General features: G+C 32.2%; 21 protein-coding genes. 5 read left to right on the top strand and 16 right to left on the bottom strand.

Annotation, left to right across the window (positions count from 1 at the left end):
* Positions 1 to 146 precede the first annotated feature (146 nt).
* The 5 genes from dnaN to ACM55H_RS17390 all read right to left on the bottom strand — a co-directional run bounded on the left by dnaN (position 147) and on the right by ACM55H_RS17390 (position 5,035).
* Positions 147 to 1,265 carry a DNA polymerase III subunit beta gene (dnaN, locus tag ACM55H_RS17410; RefSeq protein ID WP_039107438.1) on the bottom strand — a complete coding sequence of 373 codons (1,119 nt, stop codon included), beginning with the start codon at positions 1,263 to 1,265 and terminating at the stop codon, positions 147 to 149.
* 103 nt (positions 1,266 to 1,368) lie between these two features.
* Positions 1,369 to 3,054 carry a gliding motility-associated ABC transporter substrate-binding protein GldG gene (gldG, locus tag ACM55H_RS17405; protein WP_416837722.1) on the bottom strand — a complete coding sequence of 562 codons (1,686 nt, stop codon included), beginning with the start codon at positions 3,052 to 3,054 and terminating at the stop codon, positions 1,369 to 1,371.
* A complete protein-coding gene (gene gldF / locus ACM55H_RS17400; protein ID WP_416837721.1) occupies positions 3,054 to 3,779 on the bottom strand; it encodes a gliding motility-associated ABC transporter permease subunit GldF in 726 nt (241 codons plus the stop codon). The genes gldG and gldF overlap by 1 nt, the downstream gene beginning before the upstream one ends.
* Positions 3,780 to 3,844: 65 nt before the next feature.
* Complete coding sequence (locus ACM55H_RS17395; RefSeq protein ID WP_416837720.1) at positions 3,845 to 4,141, bottom strand: putative quinol monooxygenase; 297 nt, start codon at positions 4,139 to 4,141, stop codon at positions 3,845 to 3,847.
* Between the two features lie 66 nt (positions 4,142 to 4,207).
* Positions 4,208 to 5,035 carry an SAM hydrolase/SAM-dependent halogenase family protein gene (locus tag ACM55H_RS17390; RefSeq protein WP_416837719.1) on the bottom strand — a complete coding sequence of 276 codons (828 nt, stop codon included), beginning with the start codon at positions 5,033 to 5,035 and terminating at the stop codon, positions 4,208 to 4,210.
* A 183-nt stretch (positions 5,036 to 5,218) separates the two neighbouring features.
* Between ACM55H_RS17390 and ACM55H_RS17385 the strand changes: the two genes are divergently transcribed.
* Positions 5,219 to 6,169, top strand: coding sequence for a PhoH family protein (locus ACM55H_RS17385; protein WP_416837718.1), 951 nt, complete (start codon positions 5,219 to 5,221; stop codon positions 6,167 to 6,169).
* Between the two features lie 57 nt (positions 6,170 to 6,226).
* On the opposite strand, the gene ACM55H_RS17380 is transcribed toward ACM55H_RS17385, so the two are convergent.
* Positions 6,227 to 6,646, bottom strand: coding sequence for an Rrf2 family transcriptional regulator (locus ACM55H_RS17380; protein WP_416837717.1), 420 nt, complete (start codon positions 6,644 to 6,646; stop codon positions 6,227 to 6,229).
* A gap of 11 nt (positions 6,647 to 6,657) precedes the next feature.
* Complete coding sequence (hmpA, locus tag ACM55H_RS17375) at positions 6,658 to 7,860, bottom strand: NO-inducible flavohemoprotein (RefSeq protein WP_416837716.1); 1,203 nt, start codon at positions 7,858 to 7,860, stop codon at positions 6,658 to 6,660.
* Positions 7,861 to 8,057: 197 nt separating this feature from the next.
* On the opposite strand from hmpA, the gene ACM55H_RS17370 reads away from it, so the two are divergent.
* Together ACM55H_RS17370 and ACM55H_RS17365 are read left to right on the top strand one after the other, a co-directional pair.
* Positions 8,058 to 8,888, top strand: coding sequence for a Cof-type HAD-IIB family hydrolase (locus ACM55H_RS17370; RefSeq protein ID WP_416837715.1), 831 nt, complete (start codon positions 8,058 to 8,060; stop codon positions 8,886 to 8,888).
* A 156-nt stretch (positions 8,889 to 9,044) separates the two neighbouring features.
* The gene (locus ACM55H_RS17365; RefSeq protein WP_416837714.1) at positions 9,045 to 9,998 is read left to right on the top strand and encodes a phosphoribosylaminoimidazolesuccinocarboxamide synthase; all 954 of its coding nucleotides are present in this window, start codon (positions 9,045 to 9,047) and stop codon (positions 9,996 to 9,998) included.
* 76 nt (positions 9,999 to 10,074) lie between these two features.
* Here ACM55H_RS17365 and ACM55H_RS17360 read toward each other — a convergent pair whose 3' ends face one another.
* Together ACM55H_RS17360 and ACM55H_RS17355 are read right to left on the bottom strand one after the other, a co-directional pair.
* The gene (locus tag ACM55H_RS17360) at positions 10,075 to 10,617 is read right to left on the bottom strand and encodes an SRPBCC family protein (protein WP_416837713.1); all 543 of its coding nucleotides are present in this window, start codon (positions 10,615 to 10,617) and stop codon (positions 10,075 to 10,077) included.
* Positions 10,618 to 10,641: 24 nt separating this feature from the next.
* Positions 10,642 to 11,103: a DUF1801 domain-containing protein gene (locus tag ACM55H_RS17355; protein ID WP_416837712.1), complete on the bottom strand. Its 462-nt coding sequence runs from the start codon at positions 11,101 to 11,103 to the stop codon at positions 10,642 to 10,644.
* Positions 11,104 to 11,430: 327 nt separating this feature from the next.
* Here ACM55H_RS17355 and ACM55H_RS17350 point away from each other — a divergent pair, with 327 nt between their 5' ends.
* Positions 11,431 to 11,835: an ankyrin repeat domain-containing protein gene (locus tag ACM55H_RS17350; protein WP_416837711.1), complete on the top strand. Its 405-nt coding sequence runs from the start codon at positions 11,431 to 11,433 to the stop codon at positions 11,833 to 11,835.
* Positions 11,836 to 11,908: 73 nt separating this feature from the next.
* Here ACM55H_RS17350 and ACM55H_RS17345 read toward each other — a convergent pair whose 3' ends face one another.
* From ACM55H_RS17345 to ACM55H_RS17315, 7 genes are all read right to left on the bottom strand, one after another.
* Complete coding sequence (locus ACM55H_RS17345) at positions 11,909 to 12,487, bottom strand: DUF2238 domain-containing protein (protein ID WP_416837710.1); 579 nt, start codon at positions 12,485 to 12,487, stop codon at positions 11,909 to 11,911.
* Positions 12,488 to 12,693: 206 nt separating this feature from the next.
* Positions 12,694 to 15,792 carry an efflux RND transporter permease subunit gene (locus ACM55H_RS17340; RefSeq protein ID WP_416837709.1) on the bottom strand — a complete coding sequence of 1,033 codons (3,099 nt, stop codon included), beginning with the start codon at positions 15,790 to 15,792 and terminating at the stop codon, positions 12,694 to 12,696.
* Positions 15,793 to 15,795: 3 nt separating this feature from the next.
* Positions 15,796 to 16,881, bottom strand: a complete 1,086-nt coding sequence (locus ACM55H_RS17335) for an efflux RND transporter periplasmic adaptor subunit (protein WP_416837708.1) — start codon at positions 16,879 to 16,881, stop codon at positions 15,796 to 15,798.
* 61 nt (positions 16,882 to 16,942) lie between these two features.
* Positions 16,943 to 18,190 (bottom strand): TolC family protein, encoded by a 1,248-nt coding sequence (locus tag ACM55H_RS17330; RefSeq protein ID WP_416837707.1) that lies wholly within the window; start codon positions 18,188 to 18,190, stop codon positions 16,943 to 16,945.
* 72 nt (positions 18,191 to 18,262) lie between these two features.
* Positions 18,263 to 19,624 carry a sensor histidine kinase gene (locus tag ACM55H_RS17325; protein ID WP_416837706.1) on the bottom strand — a complete coding sequence of 454 codons (1,362 nt, stop codon included), beginning with the start codon at positions 19,622 to 19,624 and terminating at the stop codon, positions 18,263 to 18,265.
* Positions 19,621 to 20,301 (bottom strand): response regulator transcription factor, encoded by a 681-nt coding sequence (locus tag ACM55H_RS17320; protein ID WP_416837705.1) that lies wholly within the window; start codon positions 20,299 to 20,301, stop codon positions 19,621 to 19,623. The genes ACM55H_RS17325 and ACM55H_RS17320 overlap by 4 nt, the downstream gene beginning before the upstream one ends.
* Before the next feature lie 76 nt (positions 20,302 to 20,377).
* Complete coding sequence (locus ACM55H_RS17315; protein WP_416837704.1) at positions 20,378 to 21,466, bottom strand: M42 family metallopeptidase; 1,089 nt, start codon at positions 21,464 to 21,466, stop codon at positions 20,378 to 20,380.
* An 84-nt stretch (positions 21,467 to 21,550) separates the two neighbouring features.
* Here ACM55H_RS17315 and ACM55H_RS17310 point away from each other — a divergent pair, with 84 nt between their 5' ends.
* On the top strand, positions 21,551 to 22,225 hold the full coding sequence (locus ACM55H_RS17310; RefSeq protein WP_416837703.1) for a DUF4294 domain-containing protein: 675 nt from the start codon (positions 21,551 to 21,553) through the stop codon (positions 22,223 to 22,225).
* Positions 22,226 to 22,815: the final 590 nt, after the last annotated feature.

Raw genomic sequence — 22,815 nt, 5'->3', positions numbered from 1 at the left:
CATTTGAAAAGAAAAAACCGCAATTTCAAAAGAAGTTGCGGTTTTTTAAATATAAAAATGGTTTGGTTAATAGCGTATTGTTATACAATGGTAAGTATTATATTTGAATTTTAAAAATCTAAATATAACAAATTCAAAATATAATGTTAACTGTTCAGCATTACCGGCATAACAAGCATGGTGACTGTTTCGCCCTCTTCTAATCCATCAACAGGAGTAAGGATTCCTGCTCTGTTTGGTAATGACATTTCAAGCATAATCATATCTGATTGTAGGTTAGTCAACATTTCAGTTAAGAAACGAGAATTATAACCTATTTGCATATCATCACCTTGATAATCACAAGTCAATCTTTCTTCAGCTTTGTTTGAGTAATCAATATCTTCTGCAGAAACATTCAATTCAGCGCCAGCGATTTTCAAACGAATTTGGTGTGTAGTTTTATTCGAAAAGATAGCAACACGACGAACAGAGCTCAAAAATTGAGAACGGTCAATCATTAATTTATTTGGATTTTCTTTCGGGATTACCGCTTCATAGTTTGGATATTTTCCATCAATTAAACGACACATTAAAACATAATTATCGAAAGAAAAAGTGGCATTCGAATCGTTGTATTCAATTTTAACTTCAGCATCCGAAGTACCAAGAATATTTTTTAAGATGTTCAAAGGTTTCTTTGGCATAATAAAATCAGCCACTTGCGAAGCCGTTACATCAGTACGCGCATATTTTACTAATTTGTGCGCATCGGTTGCTACAAAAGTCAATCCTTGTGGCGAAAATTGGAAGAATACACCAGACATTACAGGACGTAAATCATCGTTTCCGGCAGCAAATATTGTTTTACTTATGGCTGTTGCCAAAACATCAGCAGGAACAAGTGTTACAGATGGGTCGTCTAAGTTTACTGATTTAGGAAATTCAGCACCAGGAGCATAAGCCAAAGCATATTTTCCGGAATTGGAACTGATTTCAATCGTACTGTTTTCTTCAACTGTAAAAGTTAATGGCTGCTCAGGGAATGTTTTAAGGATTTCCAAAAGTAATTTTGCAGGGACAGCAACACTTCCTTTACTCTCCGAATCAATTCCTAAAGTAGCTGACATTGTAGTCTCTAAATCAGAAGCAGAAACCGTTAGCACATTGTGATCTAAATCAAATAGAAAGTTATCTAAAATAGGCAAAGTATTACTACTGTTGATAACGTTACCTAAAACTTGTAATTGTTTCAATAAGTACGAACTCGATACTATAAATTTCATCTGTTTTGTTTTATTTTTTAACGTATTTCTCTATATTCAAAATACGATACATTTTACAAATATATCGTAAACAATTCTAGTTTGGAAACTTTTTTATTAACATCTACTTGCTGTATTTTCTTTTTCGAAGGAAAGTAAATAGAACACCAAAAAGCACCAAAATTAGAATTGGAAGCCCGATAGTTATGAATTGTGTAACGGTATAGTTTTCATAAACTTTTTCTTTATCCAATAATGGCAAATCAAGATCTTTGCTTCGAATGTTAATAAGTCCGTTGTCATCCAATAGGTAATTGACACAATTTATGAGAAAATCTTTATTGTCATACAAATTTCCAGATCTTTGATCATAACCTAATTCTACGGGTTGAAAGTTTTTATCCAATTGATTTTTAATCAAATCTCCGTCAGAAACTACAATCATTTTATTGTCTTTTCCTTTGGTTTCAAATGTTTTTTGGTCAAAAGGCAAAACTCGATTTTCAAACATCGAATGAAACGAACCTTCCAATAAAACCGAAAGTGGAATATTTCCTTTATTCAGGTAATCAGCGGGTGAAGTTTCTTCGGTAACACTATTTAAATTTATTTCTGTTGGTGTGCCTGTTTTTTTCGAATATTGGGATGATTGTAACAGTATCGTTTTCTTAATTTCGTTTTTCAACGTATCTATAGGATTGGCAAAATCAAATTTGATTCCGCCTAAATTTTTCACAATCGGATGCGTACTGTTAGGATAAACCTGAGGTGCAAATTTCCAATTAAATTCCTGAAATTGAGTAGCACTTCCTTGTTCTCCGGTAGCTAGTTTTATGGGGCTTCCACGTTCGTCTTTTACTAAATCTGGGTTGATTCGGATACCGTATTTGAAGAACATATCATTCAAATTCAAATCTCTGGGATATGCCAGAGTAGCTCCGGCTGAGTTGTATAAACTGTCCATTTCAACAGCAACTTGATCTACAAGCCACAATGTTTTTCCACCGTTGATAATATATTGGTCTAAAACTTGTTTCTCCGCATCCGAAAAAGTTTCGGTTGGTTTAGCAATAATTGCCAAGTCATATTTTTCTAAAGCTTCTAAACTCCCTATTGGATTTTTTGCAACCGAATCTAATGTAAATGGGCCAATATGATAACTTTCTCTCACTTGCATCAGAAACTTAGCCATTAATACATCCTGAAGCTCACCGTTCCCTTTTAGTACAGCGATTGTCTTTTGTTTTTCTTTAGTAATTTTATTCAAGGCATCTGCAATCGAATATTCCAGATGTTGTACGGAACCAATCACTTTTTGGGTAGTCGAAGCGCCCATTCTGTTTTTCAACAAAGGAATATTGACTTCTTTATTATTGTAAACAGCAATTGCCCAAGGAAAAACCATTGCTTGGGATTGTTTTCCTTTGTCGTCAACTGTAATGTTTATTGGAGTCAATCCTTTTCGATACAACTCTTTTATGTTGTCCATACTTTCGTCTTTGTTTTCCAATGGATCCACAAATTCGAAAATAATATTTTTGTTATATGCTTGAAATTCTTCCAGTAATTGTCTGGTTTCTTGTTGTAATCGTTTGAATTCAGCTGGTAAATCGCCTTGCATATAGACTTTTATGGACAAAGGATTTTTTACTTGTTTGATAATATTCAACGAAGTAGGGGAAAGGGTATATCTTTTATCTTTGGTTAAATCAAAACGATGAAAAAACGAACTTCCTATCAAATTCAAAAGCAATAAAACAGCAATAGTGATTGCAACGGATTTTAGATTGTTTTTTTTAGCTGTATTCATTACGATTTAAAAGATTTTAGATTATAAACAGTAAAAGAAAGAAATGCAACTGTAATGCTTACAAAATAGATAATATCTCTAGTGTCTATTACGCCTCGACTCATACTTTTGTAATGATCTTGCATTCCTAAAGCTGAAATAAAGGTTGAAATTGTTGGTGCAACAGTAGCCAAACCTTCAAACCCAAAGTAGAGAAAGAAACATAAAAACACAGCTACAATAAAGGCTACAATTTGATTATCGGAAAGGGTTGAAGTAAATATTCCAATAGAAGAATAGCCAGAAATCAGGAATAATAATCCAAAATAAGAACCAATCGTGCTTCCCATATCAATATTTCCTTCGGGCATTCCTAAACTAGAAATTACTTTTACATAAATAAAGGTTGGGATGATTGCCATTACAATTAAAAGTAAAGCTCCAAGAAATTTCCCGTTTACAATTTGCCAAATACTCAAAGGTTTCGTCAACAATAATTCTAATGTTCCTTGTTTTTTCTCATCCGAAAAACTGCGCATGGTTACTGCAGGAATCAGGAAAATTAAAATCCAGGGCGCTAATGTGAAAAACGGAGTCAAATCAGCAAAACCAGTATTCAAAATATTGTAATCTCCTTCAAAAACCCACAAGAACAATCCATTTATAATTAGAAAAATGGCAATAACCAAATAGCCAATGGGCGAACCAAAAAAGGATTTTATTTCTCGTAATACTATTGATTTCATTTGTTTTTTGTTTAAAAAGTTTAAGGTTTAAGGTTCAAAGTTGCTCAACTTTAAACTAAAAAACTTTAAACCAAAGTAACTAATTTATCCACACTCCAAGCTTCCGGTTTGTCGTTGAATAATCTCTTGGTGAATGTCCAAACATCATAAAAAAGTTCAGAATTTCTATAATTTTCTAAATCGGCTTCGGTTTCCCAATAACTGTAAGTGAAGAAAATGCTTTTGTTGTTTTTATCCTGATACAGCTCTAAAAAACGATTTCCAGGAGCATTTCGTATTTTATCTTTCATTAACTCAAAGTTTTCTAAAAAAGCAGGAATATGTTCCTCATGAAAACTCAATTTTACTATTCGTACAAACATTTTTGATTTAGGATTTAAGATTGAGGATTAACGATTTTAGATTTTTGAATGGATTACTGAACATTGCTAACGGAAAACTATATTTATAATATCTCTATAATTCAACCCAAGTAAACTATTTGCAGAACCTACTTTAGAAGGATTGCTTCTGAAAATGGCAATTTCTAGAAAACCAGCTTCATTGAAAATAGCTAATTTCTCCCCTTCATAATATTTAATCGGATATTTATCAGAACTCGCAATCGCCGAATAATTTGGCAAAATGGTTTTTATATTTTTGGTTTTCAATACAATCTCATAAGGTCGTCCTTTGGCCACTTCAATAAAATATTTTTTAGTAATATTAGTCACTACATTTCCAAAATGGTCAATGTAAATTACGTGTCCCTTTAAGGAATTGCCATCAAGAGCTATTGTGGCCTGTAAGTCGGTAACTTGTTTAATGCTGTTTATTTCTTTACCAATCACGTTCATTAAACCACCTTTGGCAATATGACAAGCTACTTTTACAAAAACATCAAGATCAGTAGCTTCATTATGTAAACGGTCATGAATATTAATGGCAACCATTTTTTGCGGAACAATCTTTTGCGAAAGCATACTCAAAATTCCATTATCGGCGGCAATAAAATAATGATCGTTCCATTGCATGACGATATGTTGATTTTCTTTATTCGATTCCATATCGACTCCAATGAGGTGAACAGTACCTTTTGGAAAACTCGCATAGGATGCGCCAATAATGTAACTTGCTTCTACAGTGTTGAATGGGTCAATGTCATGCGAAATATCAATAATGGATGCCTCGGTATACTCAGATAATATCTTCCCTTTCAACGCACCTACAAAGTGGTCTTTCAAGCCGTAATCGGTAGTAAGGGTAATTATTGACATAAATTTGTTTATAACTATTGGTGTTATGTAAACCTAATTTTATTAAATTTGAGAAGTGCAAAGCTAATAATAGTAAACTCAAAAAAACGAAAAACAAAAAACAAATTCTATTTAAAAACTAGAAATATACCCGACAGCCAATTGATTTATAAAAAAATTAATTCTAATTTAAAACTACCTCATTTGAACGAAAGAATAATCGAGCTCATAGACATCGCTCCAAAAGACTTTTGGGGCGCTCAAGACACTCATCTTGAAACAATTAAAAAGTACTACCCAAAATTGAAGATTGTTGCTCGGGGAACAACCTTAAAAGCTTTTGGAGAAAAAGAGGTTTTAGACGAGTTTGAAAAACGATTTCAACGGTTAATGGTGCACTTTTCACGATACAATAATATTGATAACAATGTAATTGAACGTGTTATCCTTGGAGATGGTCAGGAAGAAAGAAAATTCCAAGGGCAAGATAAAATATTAGTGCATGGTGTAGGTGGGAAGATCATTAAGGCAATGACTGCCAATCAACAATTGTTGGTGGACACTATGGCAAAAAATGACATGGTTTTTGCCGTCGGACCTGCAGGAACAGGTAAAACCTATACAGGAGTTGCCATGGCTATTAAGGCGCTGAAAGAAAGAGAAGTCAAACGTATCATACTCACGCGTCCGGCAGTAGAAGCAGGGGAGAACCTTGGTTTTCTTCCTGGTGATATGAAGGAAAAACTGGATCCCTATATGCAGCCTTTGTATGATGCTTTGAGAGATATGTTACCCAACGAAAAACTGGAGGATTATATTCTAAAGGGAATTATTCAAATTGCACCTTTGGCATTCATGCGCGGAAGGACGTTGGATAATGCTTTTGTAATCTTGGATGAAGCTCAAAACACAACGCATTCCCAAATGAAAATGTTCTTAACCCGTATGGGAAAAAGTGCTAAATTCATGATTACTGGTGATCCGGGTCAAGTCGATTTGCCTAGAAGAACCATTTCTGGTCTTAAAGAAGCTTTATTGGTTTTAAAAGATGTCGATGGAATTGGGATTATTTATCTTGATGACAAAGACATTGTAAGACATAGATTAGTCAAAAAAGTAATTGATGCGTATAAGATGATTGAGAATAACGATTAAAACAAAAAAAGGCTTTTTTATAAAGCCTTTTTTTATGGATTGTTTTTTTGATATGTATTAAAACATAGCACTCCAATTTTTGAATTCGATATCAGAAAGTTTATATTGATTTAAACTTTCAATAAAAGTTAGATAAGCGGTATTGAATAACGATTTTAGTTTGCAATGGTGTGGTTGAAAGATACAAGGTTTTGAATCGCAATTAATGATAGGCGTATCGTCTTGTTCTAATAGATGAATTAAATCTCCTAACAGAATTTCTCTTGCTTTCTCAGAAATCATTATTCCTCCATTCTTTCCTCTTTTAGTGAGAATTAATTGATTTGCCGATAAAAATTGAACCACTTTAATGAGATGGTTTCGCGAAATTTTAAAAGTATTTGCTAAATCATCCAAAGAACTTTGTGTGGTATCTTTTTTTTGATTTAAATACATCAAAACGCGCATACTAAAATCGGTAAAGTGATTCAATTTCATATTAAAATTTGCTAATTAAGGCTTAATAATTGAGGGCCAAATTCTTCATAAAGTATATTTTCTCTATTTACGCCAAGCGCAACCAATGATTGATATTGAACTTTTATAAAAATTGCCGGTCCGCAAATATAATATTTTGCATCCTCAATAAGGATTTCTTCTTTAATTTGATGTAAATCGATTCTTCCTTCGATAGCGTTTGTTTCTGATTCGGGTAAAGTTTCATAAAAAACGAAAGAGGTTAACCACTCATTTTCGTTGTTTAATTCCTCGATAGTATCCTTAAACGCATGAACATTTTCATTGCGACAACTGTGAATCCAAACCGTTTGATTTTTTTGAAGGGAATTTTTATTGGTTTCTACCATACTCATCATAGGAGTAAGTCCAACGCCGCCACTAACCAATACTAAAGGATTTTTTGCTTCTGGATCAGCAAAGAAAACACCTGCCGGTGCGCTAACTTCGATAGTATCGCCTTCCTTTTTATTATGCAATGCATTCGAAACAATACCGTCAGGAGTTGTATTTTGACTGATTTCTTTTTTTACCGAAATTCTATAATATTCATTATTAGAATAAGAAGACAGGCTATATTGTCTAGGCTGTTTATGCCCTAATTCAGGAATAAACGTGCTCACTGAGATATATTGACCTGGATAGAAATCGGCAATTTCTTTGTTGTCTTCCGGTTTAAGGTAAAATGAATTAATTTCGTCGCTTTCTTTTACAATTTTAGAAATTACAAAGGTTCTCCAACCTTTCCATCCTCCTTTTTTATTGTTTGTTTTTTGATACATTTCAGCTTCAATGTTAATCATTATTTGAGCTAATTCATTGTAAGCACAGGTCCAGGCATCAATTAATTCAATAGTTGCTAAATCTCCTAATACTTCTTTTATCGATCCAATTAAATGATTTCCAACAATATCATATTGCTCTGGTTGAATGTTTAAACTTACATGTTTATTTCCAATTGATTTTAAGGTATTGATTAAAACAGTTGGATTTTCTATGTTTTCAGCATAAGCAAGAACAGCTCCACTCAAAGCTTTTTGTTGTTTTCCACTAGCTTGATTTGCCATATTGAAAATGTTTTTCAACTCGGGATTATTTGATAACATTCTTTGGTAAAAATAGGTTATCAAATCATTTCCATTTGTTTTTAAAATTGGCACAGTTGCTTTTATTAATTCTTTTTGACTTGCATTCATGATTTATAAAATTTAATTTTTTTACAAATATAGCAATCATTTTACATTTGTTGTATTTAAAATACAACAAATATTTTAAATGTATTTTTCAAAATATTCTTCAAGAAAGATTAACCTAAACTTTATGTATTTTTTTGCGTTTCTCTCTAAAATTGAATAAATTTGGAATTATTAAAAATGACAGTGAAAACCGAAAGATGATACAAGAAAAAATAAAAGTCGTAATCAGCGATTTAGACGGAACCTTATTAAATTCAGATCACAAAATTTCAGAATATACCAAAACCGTTTTTCAAGAACTCCACAATCAAAATTATTTAATAATTGTAGCAACAGGTCGTCACCATTTAGACGCGATGCCTATTGTGGAATGTTTAGGAATTCCACTTTATTTAGTTACCTCTAATGGAGCAAGGATTCATTCCCCAACAAAAGAACTTCTTTTCTCGGTTAATATGGAAAGTGATGCTGTTAAGTCTGTTTTATCTTTAGATATTGACCCAGAGATTACAACCGTTTTGTTTAGAGAAAATGTTTGGCAAACCAATAAACACAATGAAAAACTAAATAGTTTTCAAACGGAAATAAATTATCATCCGGAATTGGTAGATTTTAGTACAGTTGAAGATTTAAGTGCTATAAAAGTCTTTTTTACGCATGATACCCATTCAAAATTATTGGAACTGAGAGAACAAATCTTAGAAAATCATTCCTCGCTTTTTAGTCATGCTTTTAGTCTTCCGCTTTGTTTGGAATTTATGGACAAATCAGTAGACAAAAGTGTTGCCATTGCAAAAATTTTAGAAAAAGAAAATCTGCTTTTCCATGAAGCAATAGCTTTTGGCGATGGATTCAATGATGAAAATATGCTTAAATCAACCGGTAGAGGATTAATCATGGGAAATGCACCTGAGAGTTTGAAAGATAAACTTTCACATTTAGAAGTGATTTTAACTAATGATAATGAGGGTGTTGCTAAATACCTATCCAAAGAATTATTAAAAAAACATACTTCGAAAATAGAGTAGGTGTGAGCCGTAAATTTTCTTTATTTTGAATTTTTAGAATTTATTTTAAAGCACTATTTATTTATACTTTGAGAATAAAGGATTCTTTGCTTTTCTTTGCAAAATAATCATAAATTTGCAGCTACATAAAAAACAACACAACACAACACTATAATAATGAGCAACACCATCACAACTACTAATTTTAATTTTCCAAATCAGAAATCTGTTTACAGAGGTAAAGTAAGAGAAGTTTACAATATAAATGATGATCTTTTAGTAATGGTTGCCACGGATAGGCTTTCAGCTTTTGATGTAGTTTTACCAAAAGGGATTCCATATAAAGGTCAGATTCTAAATCAAATAGCTACTAAATTCATGGAATTGACCCAAGATATAGTACCTAATTGGTTAATTGCAACTCCTGATCCTAATGTAGCTGTTGGGCATTTATGTGATCCTTTTAAAGTTGAAATGGTAATACGGGGTTATGTTTCAGGTCATGCTGCGCGTGAATATGCTCTTGGCAAAAGAGAAATTTGTGGTGTTAAAATGGCGGAAGGTTTAAAAGAAAACGATAAGTTTCCAGAACCAATTATTACACCAACTACCAAAGCAGATAATGGAGAACATGATGCTGATATTTCAAGAGCCGATATTCTTTCTAAAGAAATTGTTTCTGAGGAAGATTATTTGGTTTTAGAAAAATATACCAGAGCATTATTTCAAAGAGGAACTGAAATTGCTGCCAGTCGCGGATTGATTTTGGTTGATACCAAATATGAATTTGGTAAAACCAAAGAGGGAGTAATTGTTTTGATTGATGAAATCCATACACCGGATTCGTCTCGTTATTTTTATGCTGAAGGATATCAGGAAAGACAAGATAAAGGTGAGGAACAAAAACAATTATCGAAAGAGTTTGTTCGTCGTTGGTTAATTGAAAATGGTTTTCAAGGATTGGAAGGACAACAAATTCCTGAGATGACAGACGAATATATTGAAACTGTCTCGGAAAGATACATCGAATTGTACGAGAATATTCTAGGCGAAAAATTTGTAAAAGCTGATATTTCAAATATTGATGAAAGAATAAACAAAAATGTTTTGACTTATTTAGCAAATAGATAAGAGAGGCTTTTAACAAAAATAGAAAACCGTAATTCTGAATTGGAATTGCGGTTTTTTGTTTTTAGTAGTAAGGCATTTATTTTTTTTCTAAAACAACTTTTAGATTATTCAATCCATCTTGCAAATCTTTCCCCAGGATTTTATCCATATTCATAAATGCTAACATTAAATTCATTGGATAAGGCATTTTTCCATCAAACCCCCATTTTACTTTAGTTTGATTTGGCGAAATGGCTTCCGTTATTATATAAGCATTATCAGTTGATTCGAAAGGAACTTTAAAACGTATTTCAAAATCGATTCGTTCTCCTTCAATGATTTTTTTAATTTCCTGTTCCCCAACACCCACGTTTTTATCCTGGCTATTCCATGAATATACAAATCCTATCGTGCCGTCAGTTCCTGAAAATGTTTTAATCATTTTTGGATCTTTTCTATTCCAAACGCTAAAATTATCTTGATTTTTAACGTATTTAATATAATTGAAAACACTGTCTTTGGGTTGGTTTATAGTGATTTCCCGTTCTACAGCATAGTTTTTGGGCAGGAATAAAGCAACAATTAATGCCAGAGCAATAATTGCTAATAATCCTAAAACAATTTTTTTGATAATGTTCATAGCTTTAAAGATTAAGGTTAATAATTATTTTGACTTTTTAATTTGTGACTCGTAACAATTGATCCAGTCAGCTACAGACATTTTTTGCATAAGTTCTGCAATTAAATCAAAAGGAATATGGTTAAACTTTTTAAATCGAATGCAACTTTTCCCTATATCCAATTTTTGATTACTGTATTTTGGATATTCCGAGATTAACCATTGTAATAATTTAGGATTAGCATAAATTCCCATATGATATATCGCAATGAAATTCTTTTGGGAGGCAATGTTTACAAAAGGTAACGGTAGTTTAGAATCGCAATGATATCCATTTGGATAAATAGAATGTGGTACAATATAACCAATCATCCCATAAGACATTTGTTCTACAAATCCTTTAGGAATAGTAGTAACTATAGTTTGTCTAAGTTTGAGAAATGCTTGTTTTCTTTCCTCGGGAATTTCTTCTAAATACTCCTTAACATTTATTGCCTTTGATTGCATTTTAAGAATTGTTTAAGTAAAAATACTAAAAAAGGAATAATTATAGTTTGAATTATATGCTTTTTATTAAAGCATAAAGTTGTTTTCTGATTAATTATCTAATTTATGGGATTTTTCAAAAGTAAATACCATTATACGATTTTATGTACAATCGTCTGTATAATAGTTTGTTATGATTTTAATAATATTTAAAAAAGTTAATATTTTGTTAAAATTAAGTACCTTGCAAAACAAGATACCTTTCTTTAGATGTATATTTGCATAGAACATTAGTTCAAAATTAAAATCATCAAAAAAATCAATCAATTAACAAAAAAAACAATCATCATGAAAAAATCAATCGTTTACCTAGGAATTGCTTTAGTAACATTCTCAACTGTTTCTCATGCATCAAATCACAATTCTTTTGCTCAAAAAGAAATCAATCATTCCATTTATGAAGGTGTAACTCCCTTGTGTATGGCAATCTACAAAGGAGAAATTGACCTTGTAAAAAAATTAATCGTATACGGTATTGATGTTAACGAAAAATCAAATGGATTAACTCCATTAATGATAGCTGCAAGGTATAATAAAGTTGAAATCATCAAATTATTATTAGCCAATGGAGCACATCTAAAAGAAAAAAATGAGATTGGTGTTAGTGCATTAAAGTATGCCCAAATATCTAATGCAAAAGAATCTGTAGTGTTTTTGAAATTATCAGAATCAAAAGCTATAGCAAGTCTTTAGGATTTATTTAGAATTAAAAAGAAAGCATCATTGTGATTTACGATGATGCTTTTTTGCTTTTATAAAGAAATAATTAAAACATTTGAAGTTGTTTATCCTGAATTTTTGAAAACAGAATCAAACCAATGATGGCTCCAATTGTAGCAAACAACATATCTGATTGTGTATCCCAAATATAGCCTTGAGTTCCTAAAAATGCATCTCCACCTTCTCCAGTTCCAAGCGAAACACCCCATTCTATCCATTCGTAAGCAGCACTAATAGCCAAACAAATAGAAACAATAATGAAATTGAAAAAGCTTTGATTGCTAATTACCTTTTTTCGAATAAACAATTCGCGTATAATCATTGCAGGAACTAAGCCTTGAGCAAAATGTCCCACTTTATCATAATTATTTCTTGATTGATGGAAAATTTCTTTGATGTAATCAAATAAAGGAACTTCGGCATAGGTATAATGACCTCCAATAAATAAAATAATAGAGTGAATTAAAATCAAAAAATAAGTAAAATTGGTAAATCTGAATTTCTTAAATGTGAGAGCTAAAACGGAAACTCCTATTAATGCGGGTATAATTTCAAGAAAACAGGTGAAGTTTTCTTTTGGATTGATAATTGACCAAAGAAAGGTTGTAAAAAATATAATTAACATTAGATAGATATTCTTCATTTGCTTTTGCATAAATATGGATTAGGATTTTAGAACCATTCTTTGCTAAATTATAAATTTAAGTTTGCGGTTGACTTATAAAGTGAAAATTCAATTTAAAATTTTACTATAAACCAAAAAGCACCATTATAAAATTATAATGATGCTCTTCTTTTTAACCCAACAATTAACAATATAAAACTATTTTTCTATTCAATAGGTGCATGCTTTTTTCTATTAAAAACCCAGAAAATAACTGGGAATACCAATAAGGTAAGTACGGTTGCAGTAACCAATCCTCCTATAATCACAATTGCTAACGGTTTTTGTGACTCGGAACCAATTCCTGAAGAAACTGCGGCTGGCATCAAACCAATCGAAGCCATCAGTGCAGTCATAACAACAGCTCTTGTTCTGGCTTTTACACCCATAAAAATGGATTCTTCAAGCGTAAACTTGGCTTTTAAATTATTGTGAAATTCTGTTAAAAGAATAACCCCGTTTTGAATGCAAATACCAAGTAGGGCAATAAATCCAACTCCTGCCGATATGCCGAAGTTCATTCCTGTTATATGCAGCGCAATAATTCCTCCGATAATAGCGAACGGAACATTAGACAAAACCAACAATGAATCTTTTATATTTCCGAATAAAATAAAGAGTAAAAGAAAGATACCTATTAGACTTATTGGAACTACTTGACTTAATCTGGCACTGGCACGAACCTGGTTTTCAAATTCACCGGTCCACCCCACAGTGTAACCTGTAGGCATTTTTAGTTTGGCAACTCTTGATTGTGCATCTGCGATGGTGCTTCCTAAATCTCGATCTCTAACGGAGAATTTTACACCAATAAATCGTTTGGTATTGTCTCTGTAAATAAAAGCCGGACCCGTAATTGTTTTTACATCAGAGATTTCTTTTAATGGTATTTTTGCTCCGCTTATAGTTGGCACTTTCAACTCTGAAATATCTTTCTCATCTTTACGATATTCTTTTGCGTAGCGAACTCTGACATCAAATTTCTTTTCGCCTTCATATTTTTCAGTTGCAGTTTTTCCTCCAAAAGCTAATTCTAAAACGGCTTGAGCATCTTTTAATGTTACTCCGTATGCAGCCATTTTTTCTCTGTCCAGAATAACACTTATTTCTGGTTGTCCTATATTTCTAAGAATACCTACATCTCTGATTCCTGGAACATCCTTGATTTTAGCAAGTACTTTATTGGCTAGTTCATCTAGTTTATCCAAATCATCGCCATATATTTTCACCGCGTTGGAAGCATTAATACCAGCAACAGCTTCGGCAACATTATCAATAATTGGTTGGGAATAGTTATACCCAATTCCTTGGTGTTTGGTCAGTTTTTTATCCATCTCATCTACCAAACCATCCATTGTAATTTTACGTTTCCATTCTTCTTTTGGTTTTAAGTTTACTTGCATTTGCACGTAATAAAAACCACTTGGATCCGTACCATCATTACTACGACCCACTTGCGAAAGAACTCCATTTACTTCAGGAAAACTTTGTAATTCTTTTCTTAAAACCGCTGTAGTCTTTACAGTTTCAGTCAAACTGGTACTCATTGGTAGTTTTGCTTCTACCCAAAGTGCTCCTTCATTTAACTGCGGTAAAAATTCAGTTCCTAGAAATGTGGCTGAGAAAAACACAATTACGATAAAAACAATAGTGCTGGTAAGTGCTTTTACTTTATTTTTAAAAGTAAACTTAAATCCTCTTTCTACAATTCGGTCCCAAAAATTTACAAACGGATTGTTTTTTTCTCTTACATTTTTGTTTAATAACAAATGCGAAAGCACAGGAACTAATGTCAATGTAAAAAGTAAAGCCCCAACTAATGCAAAACCTAATGTATATGCCAAAGGCGAGAACATTTTACCTTCTACTTTTTGAAAAGAAAATATGGGTAATAAAGCCGTGATAATAATCAGTTTAGAAAAGAAAATAGATTTACCCATTTCTGTTCCTGTTTTTTTGATGATGCTACCTTTGGCTAATTTATTAAACTTATCCATTCCAACGGCGTGTGCTTTGTGATCTAAAACTACAAATAATCCTTCGACCATGACGACGGCACCATCTATAATAATCCCGAAATCGACAGCACCAAGGCTTAGTAAATTGGCACTCATTCCCATTAATTTCAAACATAAAAATGCAAAAAGCAGCGATAATGGAATTACGATAGAAACCGTAAATGTAGTACGCCAATCGGCCATAAAAAGAAACACAATACAGGTTACCAGAATGATTCCTTCCAGTAAATTGTGCATAACGGTATCAGTCGTGAAATTCATCAATTTATCGCGATCGTAAAAGGTTTCCATTTTTACGTCTTTTGGCAAAATACTATTGTTCAGTTCATCTATTTTGGCTTTTACTAATGCTAAAACTTCTTTTGCATTTTCACCTTTTCGCATCACAACAATTCCTTCCACTACATCGTCATTCCCGTTTAACCCTACTTGACCCACTCTTGGCATGGAACTTTCGGTAACATTGGCAAGATTTTTTACTAAAATTGGATTTCCATTGGCATCGTCAACAATTATGTTTTCTATATCAGCAATTGATTTTAATAAACCAACACCACGAACCACAAAAGCTTGACCATTTTTCTCGATTACGTCACCACCAACATTCAGGTTACTTGCACTTACTGCATCATAAACCTGTAGTGGCGTAATGTTGTATTTGGCTAGTTTAATTGGATCAACACCCACTTCATATGTTTTTTGTTGTCCTCCAAAAGCCACTAAATCAGCAACTCCAGGAATAGCTCTTAATTGACGGTCGATTGTCCAACTCTGAATGGTCAATAAATCACGGGAATCCCTGTTTTTACTTTTAAGAACATACCTGAAAATTTCTCCTGTAGGACCGTAAGGCGGTTGCACATCTACATCTACACCATCCGGAAGCGATACGTTTTTTAATAAATTATTCACTTGTTGGCGTGCAAAAGCATCATCAACACCATCATCAAAAATAATTTTAATTACAGATAAACCAAACATCGTGATACTGCGAACACTAGTTTTTTTCTGTACGGAGTTCATAGAAATCTCAATTGGTGAGGTTACGAATCGCTCAATTTCTTCAGCACTTTTCCCGTTCCATTGATTCACAATTATAATTTGTGTGTTGGTTACATCGGGAAACGCTTCAATGGGCATATTCTTGAAAGCAATAAAGCCAGAAACAGCCAATAATCCTACCCAAAAGAAGGTAAATGCTTTATTCTTAATCGAAAAAGCAATGATATTTTTAATGAATTTGTTCATGTTTTAATCGTTTAATGCATCGTAAATAAATAATTGATTCTTAGTAATGACTTTTTCGTTTTCTTTCAATCCACTAGAAATATAGGTTGTTTCGCCCACTTGTCTAAAGACTTCCACTTGTCTGGTTTCAATGTTATTTCGATCTTTGAAAATCATCACGAAATTTTTACTTTTATCAAATATTATGGCAGTACTGGGAACAGCAATCATTGATTCATTTTCATTAAATGATAATTTGATGCTTGCATTCATATCTGGTTTCAAAAGAAAATCTTTGTTTTGCAGTTTTACTCTAGCATTCATCGCTTTGGTATTGGGATCAATTACATTGAAAATTTTATCTACTTTTCCTTTAAACACTTTGTCAGGATAACTTAAAGTTGTTATTTCAGCATCTTCTCCCAGTTTTACTTTTTCGATATCACTTTCGTTTACATTGGCCATAGCCCAAACTTCACTGATTTCGGCAATGTCAAAAATATTTTCAGAACGGTCATTTCTTAAAAGCATGTCTTGATTAATACTTTTTTGGATAATAAAACCACTAATTGGAGCCGTTACCTCATAAAGTGAACCTGATTTTATGTTGTATATTTTATAGGTTTCTTGAACGCGATTTAACTGTGAAACTGCTTTAGCAACTTGACTTTTGGCTTCAAGAACATCTCTTTCTGAATTTAATTTTCCGTCAAATAATTCTTGGGATACTTTAAGATTGTTTTTGGCAACCAATAGATCACTTTTGGCATCGACCATTTGCTTTTCAAAATCAGCAATATCTGTACTTTTTATTATTGCCAACACTTGCCCTTTCTTTACATAATCACCTAATTCTACATTTACTTTAACCACATTTCCACCTACAAGCGGATATACATCTATTGATTTATTATTATCAGCAGTTATTTTTCCGTAAAAACTCAATTCATTTTTAACGGGTTCTGTTATTGCAGAAGCTGTCGTTGTTGTTTTTAGCATGTTGTCGCTCAATACAAAAGTGGTTTTGGTTTCCGGATTTTCTACCGCCTTCTTGCAGCTTGTTAATGCTAATGCAAATAATGCGATTCCTATTATTACTTTATTTTTCATATTCGAATAATTTTATATTTTTTAGTATTAGCATTCTTATTTTGATATGTGGCAGAAGCGATTAAAATAAATCTTTGTTAATAGTGCTGTTTAATTCTTCACCTGAGAGCACTACTTTTTTCTTTAATTCGTTTAATTGAACGGCAGCCTGATTGTAACTTTCCATAAAATCAGTAAACTCAAGTAAACTGATGTTTCTTTTTTGGAAATTTTCTAAAATACCATTGTAAACCATTTCAAAATCAGAATTTTCAGAAGGGTTTATTTGCTTGTAATTTTTTCTGGATTCATTCCATTTATTCCAATTTGAAGCGATTTCAGTTTGTAGTTCCAAATCAAAACTTTGCTTTTCTATTTTGGATTGCTCCAAAATAGTTTTGGCAAATTGTATATTTCCCTTGTTTTTGTTCCAAAGCGGTAAAGGGATTCCAATATTTATATTTTTTTGATTATCAAAAGCTCCTCCGCGTTGTGTATAAGAAGCACCTAATGTCAAATCTGGGATAGAAAGTGATTTTTGAAGTTTCACATTCAATTCATTTGCTTCAATATCTTTTTGTTTCAGTAGATAATCAGGACGATTTGCAATAGCTTCGGTTTCGAATGATTTGGCATCAAAAAGGATTTCTTTTGTGTATTTATTAAAATCAGAATCAGTCAATGTCGGAATAACAGTTTGATTTTCGTTTAATAATAATTTCAAATTAGCTTGTTCTTCGATGCTATTATTAACGACTTCCATTCTTTCATTTTTGAAATTCAGGAATAATGATTGTAAACGCACCAAATCTTTCAAAGGCACATTTCCTTTTTTAGCTTGAACGGAGTATGAATTAATCAAATCTTCAATATGAGAAAGTTGCTTGTCTGTAGTTTCAAGATTTTTGGAATTGAAATATACAGTATAGAAACTTTTGCGCAATTGCAATTTCAATGTTCGCAACAAATCATTGAATTCCAGTTCTGCTAATTGTTCATTGGTTTGGGCCAATTTAACTTCGTTTCGCTTTTTCCCACCAAGATAAATGAGTTGCTCGATACCAAATGACTTAGCACCTTGTGTTCCAATGTCGAAATACTTTCCTCTTTCAGGATTGTAAGCATTCAAATCAGCAGTTAATGTAGGGTTATCCCAAATCCGTGCTTGAATAGTAAGTGCTTTAGAAGCATCAATATTGTAGTGTGAAGCAAGCAGGAAAAGATTGTTTTTCAAGAACTGACTTTCACATTCTTGGAGTGTAACTGTTTTTTGAGCTACAACAATCTGATTGATAAATAACAGCAGTAATAATCCAAATAATTTTTTCATTGTATCTTTTATTTGATACAAAGATGCTATCAACCGGCTTTAAGACGCCTTAATATTGTCCTTAAAAAGCCCTTAAAAATTAAATATCAGTTGGAATAAATTAGTGTTTTTATCAGGAACGCTGTAAACAATTGTTGCTTTATGAAGCGTAAGAATGCGTTGTACAATGCGTAATCCAAGTCCAAAACCTGAAGTTCCATCAGAGTTTTTACCACGCATAAAAGGCTGAAAGAGATTTTCTTGCTCTTTTTCATCTAATGTTTTTCCAGTATTTGAAACAGCAATAATTAGGTTTTGGCCTTCACAACTAATTTTAACTTTTGCTTGTTTATTGTCTGAGTAAACACAGGCATTCTTCAGAATATTACTAATCGCAATTTCTAATAATTTATAGTTTCCACGAATTTCTAATGCAGCATCTAAATTTTCATTTTCTTCAATTTCGAAAAGAATGACAAAATCAGGAAAGCTTTTATTTAATTTTTCAATAGCTGTAAATAGAATTTCATCCAGTCTATGGGCTTCTTTATTTTCATACTTTGTGTTATCTAATTTGGATAAAATCAATAAAGAATGAATCAATTCTGTTAATTGATTGACATCAGTAAGAACGGTATTTAAGAAGTTTTTTGAACTAGAATCGATTTCATTTCCAGTAATTTTATTTTCTATTTGTGAAGTGATTCTGGATAATGGGGTTCGTAATTCATGTGAAGCATGAGCGGTAAATTCTTTTTGTTTTTGATAGGAAACTTCAATTCGATCCATCATAAAATTGAATTCAGTAGCAATCAAATCGATTTCATTTTTATTGCTTTTTAACGGAACTCTCGTATCAAGATTGTTTTCATTAATTTTTTTTATTTTTTGATGAAAAGCCCCTAAAGGTTTCATTGCTTTTTTTACGGTAAAGGAGGTCATTATCCAGCATAAGGCAGTAAAAAAGATATAGGATATAATTAAGAGATACCTCAAGTATAAAAGTTTTCGTTTACCATAATTATCGGTTGCCGAAATTAATGCATAAAAGTCTTTGTCATTAGTATCATAAAAAACACCATAAACTTCATAGTCTCCTTGTTGTTTAAAAAAAGTTTTGTGCTTTTTTAAGTATTTTAAATCAGCTACTGACCAATTAATTTTAGCATCATCAATGCTACTGTATATTAATTTGTAGTTAGAATCAAAAATCAATGTTTTTTCGTCGTACAATTGATTAATCGAATTTTGATCAATTATTTTCAATAACTGACTGTCGACTTCCTTGACATTTACTAAAAGTTTAATGTTGGATAATGCTTTTATTTCAAGGCGATCCCGAAATTCTTCTTTTCTAAAGTTGGCATATAAAATAAATATCAAAGTAGAAGCTAAGCCAAACAAGACTGTAAATAGTAAACTTACTAATAGCGATATTCGATTTTTTAATGTCATTCAGATTCTTTTAAATAGTAACCATACCCAATTTTAGTATGAATTAGTTTTACTGTATGGTCTTTGTCAATTTTTCTTCTCAAAAAGTTAATATAAACTTCTATTGTATTTTGGTTGGTTTCGATGTGATAGTCCCAAAGTTTATCAGCAATAAATTGTTTTGAAAGTACGTTTCCATTTGCTTGAGCAAGCATTAAGATAAGTTTGAACTCTTTTGGAGTTAATTTGATTTCTAAACTGGATCGAAAAACCTTCATTTCAGTTTCTAAAATTTCTAAATCCTCAATGATAATTTTTTCTTTAGCCTGTTGAGGAGTTTCTTTTCTGCGTAAAAGCGAATTTACTCTGGCAAATAATTCATCAAAATGAAATGGTTTTACCAAGTAATCGTCAGCACCATTTTCGAATGAAGTTAATTTATCTTCAATTTCGCTAAATGCGGTTAACATTATGATTGGGGTCTTTTTGTCTAATTCTCGAATGGCTTTACAAACTTCGATTCCGTTTTTGCCAGGAACGTTAATATCAAGAATGATTAAATCATAATCATTGGGTTTATACTTTTTAATAAGTAACAACCCATCGTAATAAGGAGTGCATTGAAAAGATTTTGAAGTAAAAAAAGTTACAATTTCTTTCGATAAAGTAAAATCGTCTTCGAGTATTAGGATTTTCATGGAATTGTTTATTTGTTAATTCGGTTATTCGCTTAAATCGGTTAAACGAATAACCAAATTAACGTTTAAACAGTTTTTATTTGAAATAAGAAAACGTTTCTTCGTTTTCTAACTTTAGCAACGTTTCATATATCAATTTAATCACGTTTTCAACATCATCACGATGAACCATTTCAACCGTTGTATGCATGTAACGCAACGGCAATGATATCAATGCTGAGGCAACACCTCCATTACTATAAGCAAAAGCATCGGTGTCAGTTCCCGTAACCCGTGAAGAAGCCAATCGTTGGAATGGGATTTCTTTTGCAAAAGCGGTTTCCAAAATCAATTCTCTCAAATTATTCTGAACAGCAGGAGCATAAGTTACTACAGGGCCTTTACCTATTTTAGTATCTCCCTCAATTTTCTTTTCGATCATTGGAGTAGTGGAGTCGTGGCAAACATCAGTAACAATTGCTACATTAGGTTTGATTGTTTTGGTAATCATTTCAGCGCCGCGAAGACCTACTTCTTCCTGAACAGAATTAGTGATGTATAATCCAAAAGGAAGTTTTATTTTGTTTTCATGTAACAAGCGAGCCACTTCGGCAATCATAAAACCACCCATACGGTTGTCAATAGCGCGACAAACAAATTTGTTTTCGTTCAAAATCATGAATTCATCCGGATAGGTTATTACACAACCTACATGAACACCCATTTTATCAACTTGATCTTTAGTCTCGCAACCAATGTCTATAAATAAATTATCAACTTTAGCGACTTCTTCTTTTCCTCGATTACGAGTATGAATTGCTGGCCAGCCAAAAACACCTTTTACAATTCCGTTTTTAGTATGAATGTTGACACGTTTTGAAGGTGCAATTTGGTGATCAGAACCACCATTTCTAATTACATAGATTAGTCCATCATCAGTAATGTAATTTACATACCAAGAAATTTCGTCAGCATGTCCCTCGATTACTACCTTATATTGCGCATCTGGATTTATAATCCCTACAGCAGTACCATACGTATCCGTTATAAAAGTATCAACATAAGGTTTCAAATAATCCATCCATAATTTCTGTCCATTACTTTCATAACCTGTTGGTGACGCATTATTAAGGTAGTTTTCTAAAAATTCAAGCGATGACTTATTTAATATTGATTTTGTACTCATAAAATTATTTTTTTGCTAAATTATAAATTTGGCATCACAGTTGTATATATAATGTATAATTTTGGCAATTAAATTTTTCAACTAATGAAGATCGTTACGCTTTTCTTATTTTTTCTTTTTACAACTATATCTGTTAATGCTCAAGTAACTCCAAAGGATACCTCCAAGATGGGTTATGTATTGATGGAAAACGATTCTATACTTAATGATACCATACAATTACCGGAAATAGTTATTCATAAAGAAAAACTCGACCCTGAAGCAAAAAAGCAATTTTTAATTCTTCAAAACCGTGTATACAAGACATATCCGTATGCAAAACTCGCAGCCGAAAGATTGACAGTACTAAATAGAGGTATGGCTAATCTTAAAACAGGTAGAGAGAAAAAAAAATACTTTAAGATTGTCGAAGATTACCTTAGTAATGAATTTGAAACAAAGCTTAAAAAATTATCCCGCAAACAAGGACAAATCCTGGTGAAGTTAATTCATCGCCAAACAGGAACTACAACTTATGAGTTAATCAAAGATCTAAAAAGTGGTTGGAAAGCTTTTTGGTCAAATACAGCGGCAAGTATGTTTGATATTAACTTAAAAACAAAATATGCCCCTTATGATAATAATGAGGATTTTTTAATAGAAACAATATTGGTTCGAGCTTTTGAATCTGGAAGATTACAAAATCAGAATCCGGCAAATCCAGTTGATTATGATAATCTCACCACCTCTTGGGAATCCAAAGCAGAAAAATTGAAATAATAATATCATTTGGGCGTTCCTCATTATGAAAAAAGAGGCAATTATCATTATTGGTAGTTGCCTCTTTTTTTTATAATGGGTCGGGCTATCCGCTGCAAGTCCTCGAAAAATTCCATTTCATTGCATTTTTCTGTGGGCTTTTCGCTTCTATCCCTAACGCGGGTAGCGTTCCAATCGAGTTTGTTATTTCTCCGAAGTAGAAATCTTCATCAACAATAGGTATAGTGTTTTCTTATATAGGAGGAAAATTTCTACTTAGAATATTATGATTTCGAGTCCCTATATATAATAATAGCTACTAATCCTATCTATTTCGTCACCCTCTCTTTCGGAGAGGGCTGGGGAGAGGAAAAAACTTTGGTTTCAAGAGTCATGTTTTCAGGGATTTAAAGTTTAGTTTAAGAAAACATCAAAAAAAGAGTTTAAAAAAGCTTGTAAAAGCGGATAAATGGACTACTTTTGCACCCGCAACAACGCAGACGTTCTTTAACAAACTGGCAAGTAAAACGAATTAAACAAGAAAATTTATTTTCTAAAAAAGATTCAGAAAAGCTTGTGAGATTAGAAAACGCTTACTACATTTGCACCCC

This window comes from Flavobacterium cryoconiti, from assembly GCF_048158645.1.
In the GTDB taxonomy this organism is placed as follows: Bacteria; Bacteroidota; Bacteroidia; order Flavobacteriales; family Flavobacteriaceae; genus Flavobacterium; species Flavobacterium cryoconiti.
Note: the sequence above shows the minus strand (reverse complement) of the source record. Positions and strands in the feature narration are given on the sequence as shown.